At 44.9% G+C, this 14,118-nt stretch carries 11 protein-coding genes and 2 pseudogenes; 2 read left to right on the forward strand and 11 right to left on the reverse strand.

Features of this window, described 5'->3' with window-relative positions; genetic code table 11:
• Positions 1 to 260: 260 nt before the first annotated feature.
• The 4 genes and pseudogenes from EKM71_RS06400 to EKM71_RS06415 form a co-directional block, all read right to left on the reverse strand.
• Positions 261 to 2,090 carry a DUF5776 domain-containing protein gene (locus EKM71_RS06400; protein ID WP_125573795.1) on the reverse strand — a complete coding sequence of 610 codons (1,830 nt, stop codon included), beginning with the start codon at positions 2,088 to 2,090 and terminating at the stop codon, positions 261 to 263.
• 324 nt (positions 2,091 to 2,414) lie between these two features.
• The gene (locus EKM71_RS06405; protein WP_164504741.1) at positions 2,415 to 4,262 is read right to left on the reverse strand and encodes a MucBP domain-containing protein; all 1,848 of its coding nucleotides are present in this window, start codon (positions 4,260 to 4,262) and stop codon (positions 2,415 to 2,417) included.
• A gap of 434 nt (positions 4,263 to 4,696) precedes the next feature.
• Positions 4,697 to 5,098, reverse strand: a pseudogene (locus EKM71_RS06410) (DUF1697 domain-containing protein); the annotation flags it as partial.
• Between the two features lie 51 nt (positions 5,099 to 5,149).
• Entirely contained in the window at positions 5,150 to 5,521 is a 372-nt protein-coding gene (locus tag EKM71_RS06415) for a winged helix-turn-helix transcriptional regulator (protein WP_125573798.1), read from the reverse strand.
• A 104-nt stretch (positions 5,522 to 5,625) separates the two neighbouring features.
• On the opposite strand from EKM71_RS06415, the gene EKM71_RS06420 reads away from it, so the two are divergent.
• The gene (locus EKM71_RS06420; protein WP_125573799.1) at positions 5,626 to 6,213 is read left to right on the forward strand and encodes an NAD(P)H-dependent oxidoreductase; all 588 of its coding nucleotides are present in this window, start codon (positions 5,626 to 5,628) and stop codon (positions 6,211 to 6,213) included.
• A gap of 60 nt (positions 6,214 to 6,273) precedes the next feature.
• On the opposite strand, the gene EKM71_RS06425 is transcribed toward EKM71_RS06420, so the two are convergent.
• The 7 genes and pseudogenes from EKM71_RS06425 to EKM71_RS06455 all read right to left on the reverse strand — a co-directional run bounded on the left by EKM71_RS06425 (position 6,274) and on the right by EKM71_RS06455 (position 12,731).
• Entirely contained in the window at positions 6,274 to 6,912 is a 639-nt protein-coding gene (locus EKM71_RS06425; RefSeq protein ID WP_225418002.1) for a GNAT family N-acetyltransferase, read from the reverse strand.
• Between the two features lie 21 nt (positions 6,913 to 6,933).
• Positions 6,934 to 7,404: a GNAT family N-acetyltransferase gene (locus EKM71_RS06430; protein WP_125573800.1), complete on the reverse strand. Its 471-nt coding sequence runs from the start codon at positions 7,402 to 7,404 to the stop codon at positions 6,934 to 6,936.
• A gap of 634 nt (positions 7,405 to 8,038) precedes the next feature.
• Positions 8,039 to 9,832, reverse strand: coding sequence for a DUF5776 domain-containing protein (locus EKM71_RS06435; RefSeq protein WP_164504742.1), 1,794 nt, complete (start codon positions 9,830 to 9,832; stop codon positions 8,039 to 8,041).
• Between the two features lie 232 nt (positions 9,833 to 10,064).
• Positions 10,065 to 10,210, reverse strand: a pseudogene (locus tag EKM71_RS11170) (23S rRNA (pseudouridine(1915)-N(3))-methyltransferase RlmH); the annotation flags it as partial.
• Positions 10,211 to 10,306: 96 nt separating this feature from the next.
• On the reverse strand, positions 10,307 to 10,750 hold the full coding sequence (locus EKM71_RS06445; RefSeq protein WP_125573802.1) for a GNAT family N-acetyltransferase: 444 nt from the start codon (positions 10,748 to 10,750) through the stop codon (positions 10,307 to 10,309).
• 112 nt (positions 10,751 to 10,862) lie between these two features.
• A complete protein-coding gene (locus EKM71_RS06450) occupies positions 10,863 to 11,825 on the reverse strand; it encodes a DUF5655 domain-containing protein (protein ID WP_125573803.1) in 963 nt (320 codons plus the stop codon).
• A 192-nt stretch (positions 11,826 to 12,017) separates the two neighbouring features.
• Complete coding sequence (locus EKM71_RS06455) at positions 12,018 to 12,731, reverse strand: SDR family NAD(P)-dependent oxidoreductase (protein WP_125573804.1); 714 nt, start codon at positions 12,729 to 12,731, stop codon at positions 12,018 to 12,020.
• Positions 12,732 to 12,801: 70 nt separating this feature from the next.
• Here EKM71_RS06455 and EKM71_RS06460 point away from each other — a divergent pair, with 70 nt between their 5' ends.
• Positions 12,802 to 13,182 carry a MerR family transcriptional regulator gene (locus EKM71_RS06460; RefSeq protein ID WP_164504743.1) on the forward strand — a complete coding sequence of 127 codons (381 nt, stop codon included), beginning with the start codon at positions 12,802 to 12,804 and terminating at the stop codon, positions 13,180 to 13,182.
• The last annotated feature ends 936 nt before the right edge of the window (positions 13,183 to 14,118 follow it).

The following is a 14,118-nucleotide window of genomic DNA, read 5'->3' on the forward strand; positions in this document are numbered from 1 at the left end:
TCCTCTCTAGAGAAACTAACTAGGGGGGAGGTTTTGGGATCATGGGCAGGTCGAATCGAAATGTGCTGACAACGTTCCTAGAGTTTTACAGCGAGCATCACGCAACCTTTTTCTCCAAATTCACTTCTCCACAAGTCACGATCACTGTTTCATATGAAACATTAGTCGTTATTGGCCTTAAAAATAGCCAGCCTGGAATTTTACATGTCCAGACTGGCTATTTTGAATCTATGATCGCTGCCACGATCCTCTTGTGAGCCTTATTTTTCTAACACTTTCATTTTATTACTCGTGACAAAGCTGCCATCATTAAGTACCAAGCGCGTGGTTAAATGATACCGAACCAGCTTCTTAACCCGTAAGACCGTCCCGCGTTTCAGATGTCTGACATGCTTTTTTAATGCCTTATCACGGTAAGCATTGGTCCCTTGGATAACTTTGACTTGCTTAGGCGCATGCTGGTAATACGTGTGCACCGTAAAGGCTCGCTTGGCCGTCATATAACCGGTCATGCCGTATCGCTTGGATCCTGGTGTCACGTCGCGAACCAGGTAACGTTTAAAGCCACTCTTGGAACGTGCGACCCCTGTAATCACGAACTGTGGCCGCAACGTTCGCTTTTGCTTGGCGTAGTAATACTGCCGTGTCTTGCGACTAAAGTCTGGTGTGCGGTAAAAACCAACCTTTTTAACAGCCGTAATCGCGCGATCCTTTCGTGCGACCGGATCGTCAGTTACCTTATCAGGGATACTCGTTTCACCGTCACCGGAGCCATCCGTCACTGTTCCCGGTGGCGTTGGTAACGCCTGATAGTGCAACGTGACTTCACTCGCATCGTCTTTGCTGTAGGTTCCTGTCAACTGAAGATCGGGGTCCTCAACTTGCTGATAGCCCTTAATTTCCGGTGGCGTGATTGTATAAGGTTCCCCAGCATCCCCCGTTAAGACCAGGTCCTCTTGCAACGAACGCCCTGATTCGTCACTAAAATGAACCGTGACAGGCTTCCCTTGAATCGGTAACTTGGTTGGTTGCCACATATAAGTCACATCGCCCTTGGGCCGAGTAGCTGCATTCTCCCCATACATGGTCATCAGTTGTGCTGAACGATACGTGTTCGGATTGTCACTCTGATACCGATCGTCTTTATTCTCCCACCGCCCCGTATACATGGGATCACTTTCATCGGGATCTGTTGGAATCTCTGCTAGTCCAGCCTGAGATAAGTCGAGATTGTCATTCAAGGTTACTTGATAGACGGGATAGATACTTAAATCATCCGTAAAAAGGTCTACTAGTGCCACCTGTGGTCGCCAATTAGAAAGATTCACAGCCAATTTAGCTGCTCGTGGTAATGAACTAAACATCGCACTGAACCCCGATTCATCACCACTGGCCTTCACCTGACTAACATCAAAACCCGACAAATCAAGAACAAGACGAAATGACCCATTACCAACCTCCCGAAACATAAATGCCATGTTTGTCACCTGACTCGTATTAAATCCCTTACTAGTCAATCCGACAATATTACTGGTAAGGTTCGTGTTTTGTCTGAACATGCTCGCCATACTCGTGACTTTTGAGGTATCAAAACTTGAAACATCCAGCCGCTGTTGACTAGAATCCAAGAACATCCCAGTCATATCGGTCGTCTGACTCGTTTCCAAATTCTGCCAATTTCTAATTTGTGGTATGGGAAAAGGATAATCACCCTTGTCTATATTTAACGTCGAAAAACCACTAAATAAGTACGCGGCATTCGGCGGTGTCTGAACCTGACCATCAAAAGAGATCGTATTAATGATTGTGCTATACCCCCTGATGAGCGCACTAAAAGGTGATACTCTGGGTTGCATCGGCCACGGTGAGGTATCAAGCGGCGCTTCGGGCAGCATTCCTGGTCCAATATGTAGAACATCTCCAACAAATTTATAATCACAAGTTCCAAATTTTCCGGTAACCGGCGTCGTATCCGCATGTGCCACCACCGTTGGCGACCAACTCTTCACTTTCGGCGAGTTATCTACGAGTACCGCGCCACTAAAGACCAATGCTACCGTTATGGCTAGGCCCATCACTCTGGATTTCATAAAAGTAATCCTCCTTAAGGCTTTGTACGTGTTACTATGAAATAAGCGTTAGTGAATAAATTCACAATATTGATTAAGCCTAGTATATCAAATAATCACTCCCCTGTGTTGCCCCACATCATGTAATCAGCGAACTTTCTTCCGGTAACCCTTATTCGCTAGCCAGTTGATTGAAGGTCATCAGCGACGTTCTAATCTGTTTCTTGCTTGGAATTGACCGAAAAACAAAAAAATAGACAGATTTGAATCGAAAGTTACGATTCAAATCTGTCTATTTCATTCCCTATGCCTATCGCTAATCATTCCCAGCGTACTCACAAAGACTTACTTTTCAATAACTTTTTCTTTATTACTTGTAACATAACTACCGTCGTTAAGTACCAAGCGCGTCGTTAAGTGGTAGCGTACCAGTTTCTTAACCCGTAAGACCGTTCCGCGTTTCAGATGTCTGACATGCTTTTTTAATGCCTTATCACGGTAAGCATTGGTCCCCTGGATGACTTTGACTTGCTTAGGTGCATGCTGGTAATACGTGTGCACCGTAAAGGCTCGCTTGGCCGTCATATACCCGGTCATGCCGTATCGCTTGGACCCCGGCGTCACGTCGCGAACCAAGTAACGTTTGAATCCGCTCTTGGAACGTGCCACCCCTGTAATCACGAACTGTGGCCGCAACGTTCGCTTTTGCTTGGCGTAGTAATACTGCCGTGTCTTGCGACTAAATTCCGTCGTGTGGTAAAAGCCTAGCTTTTTAACAGCCGTAATCGCACGATCTTTTTTGGCAACCATTTTCACTTGATCTGGGTCCTTAGTGTTGGCGCTATCACTCGAACTAGATGACTCACTGGGCGACGGTTTAGGCACCGCCTTATAAGTCAGCGTCACACTCTGCGGATCCGAAGTATAGGTTCCCGTCAGTGAGCCATCAGTAGCCTTGACGTAGTGATAGCCAGCAATTGTTGCCGGTTTCACAGTATACGTCGCACCTAGATCACCGGGGAGCTGCGTATCCGCCTGAATCGTTTTACCATCTTGATCAACGTAATGGATCGTCACGGGATTTCCCGGTGTCACATCTGGTTCCATAACGTACGTTTCATCAGTCGTGGGCTTATCGAGACTTCCCTGTTGATAAAGGGTCGCAATGTCAGTCAAGTTATAAGTCTTTTTATTGGGGTCTGCTGAGTACAAGTCACGTATATTTTCCCATTTTTGATCTAAAGCACTAGTACCGTCCGAGTTTTTTTGTGGAAAACTCGTATCCGTCAGGTTGATATCCGGACTCAATGTTATCTTCGACAAGTGAGTCCCGTCCCCCATCAAATTATCTAGCGGTACTTGCGGCTTCCAGCCCGAAAGATCAATCGTGACGGTTTTACCATTCAAATAAAACATTTTGTCAAATCCGCTTCGCGAAACATTATCGCCATAATCGTCTACGTAGTCCATGTGATGGACTTTGCTAACATCAAAGTGCGATAAATCAAGCTTCACATCATGATAGCCATCGCCAATCTCGTTAAACATTTTTCCCATATCCGTAACTTGGCTCGTGTCAAAGTGGTCGAGTCCCACGATGTTACTCGTCAAGTTATTATTACCATCAAACATCTCCTGCATTGAGGTGACTTTACTGGTATCGAAGCTAGAAACGTCGATAGCCAGCTGACCTGAACTGGCGAACATGTCTGTCATGTTGGTCGTCTCACTCACGTCTAAGCGGTTTAAATTTTTAATTTGCGGCGCGACATCCATATTGTTAACCATATTAAGTTGATAAAAAAGATGGGACGCATTTTCCGGTGCTTTAACAGGACCATCAAAAGATATTGTTTTTACAACGTGGCCATCATTACTAAGAGCCCCCAGAATAGCTGCCAACGTTCCTGTCCAACTGTAATAATCCCCAAACGGCGCATGATGAACCGTTCTGGTTGCAGGCGGTAACGTCCCCGCGCCAATGTGCATGACGCCGTCCGACGTATAATTCCACGGACAGGTGCCTTCACCATTTTCGTCTTGCACGATTCCTCGAGTGGCATTACTGGCATCGGCATGAGCCACTACAATTGGTGACCCACTCGCTACCGGTCCGCGCAAGTCCCCGCTGACCACTGCGCCACTAAATGACAGAGCAGCTACCAAAGCCATCCCAACTATACTATGTTTCATAAAACCCAGCCTCCCCATTTGTTCTCACGTTAATCCTAGTTAGCGCTAAATTTCATTCACCACAACCCGTCAAGTGTGGATGAACTGCTTTTTAACCGGTTCTACACTCTCTATTATAACCAATACCCTTTAAAACAATTACAGTAATGTTTAAAAATCACAACTTTTTTATTCTAAAATCATTTACGCCGTGATTGGTCTTGCACGCCATCCCCAACTCATATCTCTCACCCGCAAACAACCGCCATCCCCAAATACGCTCATCTGGGCAGAAGGCTGGCCATGGCAACTCTTATTTTCACTTGGTTATAAATTATTCATACTAATGACCCTCCGCGCACCGTTGGCCTTTGTCTCGACTAGAAATAAAGCGTGCCACCCATTTTTCTGGATGACACGCTTTATTTCGGCTTTATCTCAAGACTAGTTACCCATTACTTCTGGACCACCCGTCTAACGGTGTTCGCGGTTCTAATTGTCAACTTGTGACTAATGCTTGAATTCGCGGTCTTCGACCACCAATTGGTTTTTTGGTATGACTTTCGGTTAAAAGACCAAAAGACAACATTCTTGTAGTTAGCTATCGTTTCGAGGGATTCTCTAGGGGCACCTATTTCGTTAAAGACGTCATCAAAGGTTGCCGGTGGCAGAGTGAAAATTAGATTGTCATAGATTGCCTTGTCTTGATTCCCCCACCACACTGGCGCGTGCTGCAAGACATCACTCAATTTCTCTTTTGAGATAATCAAAACCGGAATGTCCAACACAAATTTATCGGTTATCATCCCTTCAATTTGATTGTAAAACCGCTCGTCTTGGTCACTTGAAAAAATAACATTCCCGCTATTTTATCCCCTAGCCTGTTGCCCTTACATCATTGTCCTGACTTAGTCATGTAGATGGCTTGGCACGATCTGGTCAGCCTGTGCCTGCGCTTCACCCCAGAGGCAGATGCTGTCCATCACGGGAATCAACGACTGCCCCCGCTTCGTCAGGCTGTACTCAACCTTCGGCGGAATCTGTGGGTATTCTTCTCGATGAACGAGGTCGTCCGCTTCTAATTCACGTAGGGTATTGGTGAGCGTCTTAAATGCAATCGGTGCTAACACGCGCTTGAGGGCATTGTAGCGTAACGGCCCGTGGTTCATGGATAGCGCGTAAAGCGTCTGCATTTTGTATTTGCCCCCAATTAGTTTCAGGGTATAGGCAAAACCCGTGTTCTCCAAGCGGGTCTCCTTGATATAATCAATTTCGGCCATGACACTCTCCTTTGGGTATGTACCGCACTTTAAATTGCGTACTTGTTTACCGACTGAGTATAACATAAACTTTATTCATTCAATTCGAGGAGGACCTACTTATTATGAAAACAATCGTCTACGCACACCCCTACGAAGGCAGTCTCAACCACGCAATTTTAACCCGGTTAACAGCTTACTTTGACAGCACTGACCAACCTTACCACGTTATCGATCTCTATCGGGACGGCTTCGATCCCCGTTATTCTAAAGAGGAACTGCGTCTATTTAGCCGCGGTGAGACGCCGTATCAGTTGGTCAAGGACTACCAACAGGTGATTGCCCAGTCGGATGAACTCATCTTCATTAGCCCCATCTGGTGGTACCATCTGCCCGCCGAGCTTAAGGGATTCTTCGATAAAGTGATGCTCAAGGGCTTTGCCTACGCGGAGGACCCTGACTTACGGGGCCTGCTCCACAATATTCGGCACGCAACGGTCATCACGACGGCCACGATGACCAAGGCGGAACTAATCAACGATGCGGGCGATCCCATTCAAAGTAATCTGATTGCCCAAACATTTCCAGGGATTGGCATCGCGCCGCAGACCGCTCATTGGATTCATCTAGGAGAAGCCAATACGACGACCGACGCCGTGCGGAAACAATTTCTGACTGACCTACCGGAGTTGTATTTACACGGACAAGCTTAATTGAACGAAGACCTGATGGGGGCTGCTGGCGAAATTCGGCGGTGCCCTTTTTGGTTATCATCAGTCGCCTTGCTGACTGATTTCGCCGTCAACTCGCAGCGGTGTTTTTTCGACAACATGGGTCGGATGCATTCTCCAATACTTGTCGAAGCGGCGTGCATTGTTCCCGTCGCGGTTTAACAAATATAGCCGGAAGTATACCGGTATATTCTTGGGTTGCCATTGTTCGAGATACGTATACTGATAGGCCATCCCCAGCCGCTGCATGACGGCACCACTTTTGGAATTTAGTACGTCATGGGTCGCGGTTAGAAAGGGATACGCGGCCACCGGTAAGTGTGTGATCAGTGCCTGCACAGCTTCCGTCATATATCCCTGCCCCCAAAAAGCGCGGGCCAAGCCGTACCCCAAATCGTGGCCACCAGTGGCCTCAACATTGATGTAACCGATAGCTTTGTTCGTTGTGCGCAGACACACGGCCAGCTGATAGTCCTCCGGGGAATCCAAATACTGGGTACGTAGCAACTTCAGGGCCTCCGCAGTCGTTTGCGGCGCAAACCACGGTAAAAAGTGATTGACGTCTGGATCTTGCTGTAACGCTGTAAACTCGGGCAGGTCAGCTACGGTAAACGGTCGCAAAATAAGGCGTTGCGTGGAAATCACGGGCATGATGCTTCCTCCTTTAAACCTATCAGTCATGAGAACTATCCTCCAGCAACGCTAGAGCGTCTTTTCTAAAATATACTGCTCACCGTATTGGCCAAAGCGGCGGCGACTCGTATCCACAAAACCGACCTTATCGTATAGTTTTTGGGCGGGAACGTTCGCCGCTTCTACCGCTAACGTGATGGTCGTTGCGAACGGAAAATGCTCACGAACGAACGCCGGTAACTGTTCCAGCATCTGGGTGGCAATCCCTTTTCCCCGCTGTGTTTCCGACACCGATAGTGACCGAATCAGAAGGGCAGTTGCGGGATTAGCCCCCACTTCGCGCACATCGTCATGCTTAGTCAGCACAAAGAAGCCGACCATCTCAGAACCGGCGATAACCAAGATTGGCAGCCGTTCTGGATCCCCCATGGCAATCGCTAAGGCTTGCTGTGGGGTGGCGGTAAAGGTGGGGTCCTTCAGGGGATATCGTGCGATGAGATCGCGGTCATGCGGTGTGTCTTGGTAAATTTCTAGTTTCATGGTATCTGCCTTCTTTGTGATGGGTTTAAATGTTCCACATGAAACATTTGCTACTTTTAGAGTCTATCCTACCGAGAATGATTTCGGAACACAAGATTAGTTTAATCACACCTCATAGCCACATAGGCCCATAAAAAAATTGATAATAAAGCTTCTCAATGATTTAGGCGCAAATAAGTCATGAAAGAGGGTCTCTCATGATAGGTTTCCAATCCCCATAATAAGTCGCTTTTTATTTTGCACGGTTTATTTGAAATATGCTCTGTCGTATGACGAATTGCCAAATCAAGCGTACCCTTTCTCGAATTAAACTTCACCTGTAGTACGTCTCCCTGACAGTGATTCAACTGCCATTGGCATCCCGTAAAACACGAGTGCAGGTTCTATCTATACACGCCTATAATCTAATGAGGTATCGACAACTATATCCGAATATTGTGGTGACTTTTTCCGAACTTTATGATCGTTAATGCCGAGTACAATGTGCCCTTATTCGCTTAGTTGTCTCTTACTAGACTGTGAATAACCGTACTCAAGAAAAATAGGCAGGCCTGAATCGTCGTTGTCGATTCAGACCTGCCTATTCTCTGATACTATTACTCACGACCGATATGCTTCAAATCGCTCATGAATCCTACTTTTCAATCACTTTTGTTTTATTACTGGTTACGAAACTATCGTTATTAAGTACCAACCGCGTCGTTAAATGATACCGCACAATCTTTTTAACGTGCAAGACTGTTCCCCGTTTCAAATGTCTTACACGATGTTTGAGCGCCTTATCCCGATAGATATTCGTTCCCAAAATAACTTTGACTCGTTTAGGATTATGCTGGTAATACGTGTGCACCGTAAACGAGCGCTTGGCCGTAATATAACCGGTCATGCCATAGCGCTTGGACCCCGGCGTCACATCTCGCACTAAGTACCGTTTAAGACCACTCTTGGAACGCGCCACCCCTGTAATGACAAACTGTGGCCGCAACGTTCGCTTCTGTTTGTCATAATAATACTGTCGTGTCTTCTTACTAAAGTCTGGGGTGCGGTAAAAACCAAGCTTTTTAACCGCTGTGATTGCTCTGTCCTTTTTAGCAATGACCGGGGTATGACCCTGATCACCAGTTGAATCATTGTTGTCATTACCACCTGGTGTAACTGGCGTAACTGGTGCTACTTTATAGGTAAGCGTCACACTTTGTGGATCAGACGTATATGTCCCCGTCAACGATCCTTCTGTAATACCTACGTATTGATAACCCTTAATAGCAGCCGGCTTAATCGTATATTTTGCTTCTAAGGCACCCGGAAGCTGAGTATCGGCCTGAATCATTTTGCCATCCTGATCAACGTAATGAATCGTTACGGGATTACCTGGCGTTACTGTGGGCTCCCATTGATATGTTTCATCACCTGCTGCTACCGTGCTTCCATCGTACTTAGTCGTTAATTCATCGGTAGTATAGGTCGTCTTATCTGGGTTATTAGGCCTTAAGTATTGATCATTGATATTTTCCCATTTTCCAGTATAAGTGTCCGGATCCTTATCAGCCGTCGTATCTGGTCCAAGTAGTTCAGACTTGGTCAAATTCTCTTGTGAGCTTACGGTCAGTTTACTTATCCTGGACACATCAGAACCTTCAAACATTGCATCTAAAGGTATTTTGGGGGTCCAATTACCAATATTGAGACTTTTAATATTGGACATCCCAAACATTCGGTAAAATCCTCCTGGTACCGTGTACCCAAAATTGTTAGACGACTTATCATCATTGACCTTGTCAACATTAAATGTCGATAAATCTAGTGAAGCGGGATTGTCATCATAACCATAATTTTCAAACATTTCTCCCATATCCGTAACATTACTCGTATCCATGTTTTTATAGCCTTCAATAAGGTTGGTGCTACTAAACATGCCATGCATATTCGTTGCCCGCTTTGTATCAAGCCCGGATACATCGATCTTATCCTGATTGCTATTAAAAAACATATATGAAAAGTTCGTTGAAGCACTAGTATCCAATTTTTCCCAGTGTTTTATCTGCGTCGTCGCGGACAAGAATCCAGCAAATAGAAATGATGCATTTGGCGGTGTTGTGATTTTTCCTTCAAACGAGATCGTATTAAATTTAAGATTATTGTGATCGCCACCCTCTCGTATCTGAATATCACAAAAAGGGGTCACATAATTATCATATAATTTTGCAGCCACTGGCAATTCTCCACTTTGAACATGTAAAGTTCCATCGGCAGTTAATGTCCATGGACAACTTCCCAATGTTCCTGAATCAACAATCTTATCTTCATCAGACGCATGTGCAACAACCTCTGTCCCAATCGCAGGCAGTTCCGGCAATGTCTCTAATACCTGAACACCACAAAAAGCCACTCCAGTAGCTATTGCAATTCCAACTAGACTTCGTTTCATGAACGCCATTCCTCCCGAGTATGTGTTAAGCCAACTTTTAAAATTATCTTACCCTGGTTACTCAACTCAACGTTTTATGGAATCGTTTACTAAACAATCATAGTGTATCATATTCTCTATTTGAAAAGGAATGGGTCTCGCCTGAAGTACGGCAAATCCCTTTATAATTTTGCTCATTCCACGTACAGTGCCCTGTCAGGTCAATCTCAAGGAAAACCGCATCACTTATGGGAGGAGACCCCTCATTAATCATAAACGCCCGGTAAACCTGTTCTGTCAACACCAGCCGCATCAGCTGGTGGGGTGAGGTGAACCGAACGAAATCTGGGTATCTGCACACTTCAGAACGGCTGGGGTCAGTCTCAAGGCCGCCCCCAAACTTGAGACGACCTTTTTTAGATTGGAGACAATAAATTAGGACAACCTATTTAACGCTGGCATACTGGCAAACCCGTTCTGTTAGCATTAACCACATCAGACTTTTCTCATATACAAAAGGGGGTAAGGATTACCCTGCTCATCCTGTTCTGTTCGTTTGTACGTTGCAAATTCCATGTGCTCATAAAAGCCCTTAGCCTGCGGATTCTGTTCATTCACGGCAAGGTCATTCACGGCATATTTTTCAAGACCATAGTTGATCAGGGCCTTCCCTAGTCCCTTGCCCTCTTCTTCACGTGCAATAAAAAGCATTTCAAGGTGCTGATTGGTAATCCCCATAAATCCAACCGGTACTTGTTCATCATTCTCGACAACGATTAGATGTGGCACTTCCAGTAACGCCTGGGGAACATACTGCTTAATGGCGGCAATTTCTTCCGCAGATAAAAAGCGATGTGTGGCCTTCACAGCGCCTTCCCATACCGCCAAAAGCTGTTCAATTAGTGCTGTAGGGCGAGTTTTCACCTCAATGATTTTCATCTTGTCCTCAGTTCATTTGAAATTTCGGTGGTGTTCCTTTAAATCGAATCCACCTAATCTTTAAATCATCTATGTTTGAAAATACAAAATAACAAATAAATCGTCATATTCTCTACTTAATATGTTTTCGCCAGGTCTGTTTCATGAGACTGAGAATATATTCCAACTGTTCATCATTAGCTATCGATAGCTCATAATCCCCATTTCCCCAATGTCCCGTATGACTAACATCTCTAAATAGATAAGCCGGATCCTCTAACTCCCCTTTACTTAAATTAATCCAAATTTTTAGCCTTTTTTTCTGGGGTAATAGGTCAACAATATTGTGACGTTCAATTCGAAATCCCACATAAACCTTCGTCACTTTCACTTCAAATCTAGCGTCCCACGCTAGTAGAGTTTCTTTTATCGTTGCGTATAACTCCCGGACATTCTCAGAACAGTTGGTTAAAAAATCTGCCTCGGTTACCGGTCGCAGATCCTTAACATCCTTAATCTTAGTCGTCTCACGATTTGAAACTGGACTGTCGAGCTTGGTCACATTGTTGGCTGTCCTCTGTACGTTATTTTCCTTAGAAATTTTGTTTAACATCAGCTCATTGCTACCAAATAATTTTGCTTCATACAATTCAATCGGAATATCCTGATTGTCAGCCGCATCTCTTTGGTAGTCATCAAAACTCTGAGCAATAAAAACAAGCCTTACCTGTGACCAATCAAAATCATTGATGCTCTGTGATTCATCATATCTTTCATTATAAGCCAAAACAAAGTCTGCTTTATGATTCAACAATGTATTAAGATAAGCGTAGCCCTGATCGATTACACTATATTTAGTGGTCTTCTTATACTCGATAATAACGAATGAATTCACTTCGTCATCATACCCAACTGTATCTAAACGATACTTGCCTACGGTGAACTCAGTAGCAACAAAACTCGGTCCGACAGTTAACTCAAGATTCTCTTCAATGCACGTCTGCAGTCTTTTCTCTTTTTTAAACAAAGTTTGATCAACTTTAACTAAATTTGTACTCCCGCTTATTTTATCTAATCTAATTTTATAGAGATCCATCACACAAACCACCCTAGTTTTCTGTCACTAACATCTGTTTTTAAGCTTATCAGTAAATATCAATATTAGCGAATAAAATCAAAGTGATATCTTTCCAAAATAACGGTAAATCAGCAAAACAAGCGCAAGCTTCGGCAAATGTATCTGTCCCTAAACCACCTCAGCAATTGCATCACATCCTCCACTGGCAGGCTACCAAGGAACGACACCATCAATATCTGAAAACGTGCCAGAATCAGTTAACGTATCAGCGGTAGCCAATTCCACAGTCCGCGCCACACCCACTTGTACGGTCCGATTACCGCCACCGCCACCGAAGCTGGTGTCCACCCAACCAGGATTGACGGCGTTTACCGTGACCGACGTTCCCTCAAGTTCAGCGGCGAGTTTGATGGTGAACATATTGACCGCTGACTTAGAAGCCTGATAGCCAGATGCCTGTAGCCTGTGAATGCTGGTACTGGTATCGCTGGCCAGCGTCAATGACCCCACCGCACTAGAGATATTAATAATCCGGCCAGCCGGCGCTGCCTTCAAAAGTGGTAAGAAAACCTGCGTGACATCGATCAAGCCGAAATAATTCACGTTAAAATCCTGTCGAATTTCGTCTAGTGACAGTTCTGACGGCTTGGTCTCATGATCAACCGCAATACCAGCGTTATTGATTAGAATATCTAGATTTGTGGTAAAACTCTCTTTCGCGGCAACGATCGACTCATGATCAGTCACGTCTAACTGTACTGCCTGAGCTTGAACACCAGTAGCCCCGAGCTGAGCAACAGCGGCCTGTCCTCGCGCTAAATTTCGAGAACCAACGTAGATATACTGGCCTTTCAAACCAAGTTCTAAGGCTAATTCGTAACCCATCCCGCGGTCAGCACCCGTAATTAAAGTCTTGATAGTCATATCCACAGCTTCCTTTTCTGTTATGATGGACTTACTATATCAGCCTAACGTAACGGGAGGTCAAGTCAAAATGAACAAAAATAAATTGATGCGGATCGGGGCGTTCGCAAAAGCCGCTAACGTCACGATTCGAACAGTCAGATATTACTTAGAGTGTGGCTTACTACCACCAGAAAAGCGCAATAAAAACAATCAACGGGTCTTTGATGATGAAGACCTCCACTGGATAACCAACTTGCATTATTTGCGAGCAGCTGGCATGTCGATTATTGAACTGCAGCACTATACCACCTTAGTCCGTGAAGGTGCTAGCAGCTTACCGCAACGAATTGAACTAATGCGAGAACAGCGTAAGCACGTCATCGCTTCAATTGCGGATAAGCAGGCACAGCTGAAAGTGATCGATCATAAGCTGGAACGGTATTTGGCGGGCGACAGCGCGGTGATGTGAGCAAGATAAATAAGCAGGCCTCGATGGTTTCGGGGTCTGCTTATTGTCGTGGTGTTACTTATGGTACGGACTTCCATAACCATCCACTTAGCGGTTAATCCCAAGAAAAACCGCATCACTTATGATACGGTGATCCGTAACGGACTACTTTGCGATTACTCCAAGTCAGTTGACTCAAGTATGATATACTGATTCTCATAAGTAAACTGTACATACAGCCTTAGAGCTCGTGGGTTCGATTCCCACTCCCGCTATCTGCCATTACCGGTTCTAAGCACCGTGCTCATATCTCTATTCTCAAGTTGTCTCTACGATACCTTGAAGGGGGTAATGGATATGTATATTTTACTCGCCATCTTAGCTGTGTCTCTGGTTTTCTTACCAGCGGGGTGCTTAATCCGGTGCAGGGGTAATTTGCAAATCACTCACAACTAATGGATCTGGGCTAGTTTAACGGCTAGCCCATTTTTTATATGATGAATTCAACCACCGGGGTATCAGGCAGCTTAGGGCTGACCTGCCTACCCCTATAGTAAATACTCAGACTAAACTCATGCAAGAATAATCTCAAAATACGTAAACCTCAATTGCAACGACCTAAGGAATGAACGGGTCACGTTCATTTCGTAAGGAGTAGAAGCGTCTGCACTTTGACGCGATAGCTAAGATGGTCCTCATAATCTACGAGAATAATCAAGCCAAAATATACCCGACAAATCATCTAAAATGAATTGGCTACTATCCCTGATACATCAGCAATTACTCACTAGGATTAAAAAAAATACGGCGGTGCCCCTATAAGGCCCCGCCGTATATCTGTCTAGTTCATTGGCCTACAAATATCTGCCCGTAAACCCGTAAAATTCGAGTGACATAATATATGCAAGATGTTCTAATATATACATACGTATAATCTAACGGGATATCGGGAAAAAC

The organism is Levilactobacillus huananensis (assembly GCF_003946145.1).
GTDB classification, from domain to species: Bacteria; Bacillota; Bacilli; order Lactobacillales; family Lactobacillaceae; genus Levilactobacillus; species Levilactobacillus huananensis.

What these genes read in the sequence shown, in the direction of transcription:
- EKM71_RS06435 (WP_164504742.1), bottom strand. Translation starts at nt 9,832, where the DNA reads ATGAAACGAAGTCTAGTTGGAATTGCAATAGCTACTGGAGTGGCTTTT.
- EKM71_RS06445 (WP_125573802.1), bottom strand. Translation starts at nt 10,750, where the DNA reads ATGAAAATCATTGAGGTGAAAACTCGCCCTACAGCACTAATTGAACAG.
- EKM71_RS06450 (WP_125573803.1), bottom strand. Translation starts at nt 11,825, where the DNA reads ATGGATCTCTATAAAATTAGATTAGATAAAATAAGCGGGAGTACAAAT.
- EKM71_RS06460 (WP_164504743.1), top strand. Translation starts at nt 12,802, where the DNA reads ATGAACAAAAATAAATTGATGCGGATCGGGGCGTTCGCAAAAGCCGCT.
- EKM71_RS06430 (WP_125573800.1), bottom strand. Translation starts at nt 7,404, where the DNA reads ATGAAACTAGAAATTTACCAAGACACACCGCATGACCGCGATCTCATC.
- EKM71_RS06400 (WP_125573795.1), bottom strand. Translation starts at nt 2,090, where the DNA reads ATGAAATCCAGAGTGATGGGCCTAGCCATAACGGTAGCATTGGTCTTT.
- EKM71_RS06425 (WP_225418002.1), bottom strand. Translation starts at nt 6,912, where the DNA reads ATGACTGATAGGTTTAAAGGAGGAAGCATCATGCCCGTGATTTCCACG.
- EKM71_RS06420 (WP_125573799.1), top strand. Translation starts at nt 5,626, where the DNA reads ATGAAAACAATCGTCTACGCACACCCCTACGAAGGCAGTCTCAACCAC.
- EKM71_RS06415 (WP_125573798.1), bottom strand. Translation starts at nt 5,521, where the DNA reads ATGGCCGAAATTGATTATATCAAGGAGACCCGCTTGGAGAACACGGGT.
- EKM71_RS06455 (WP_125573804.1), bottom strand. Translation starts at nt 12,731, where the DNA reads ATGACTATCAAGACTTTAATTACGGGTGCTGACCGCGGGATGGGTTAC.
- EKM71_RS06405 (WP_164504741.1), bottom strand. Translation starts at nt 4,262, where the DNA reads ATGAAACATAGTATAGTTGGGATGGCTTTGGTAGCTGCTCTGTCATTT.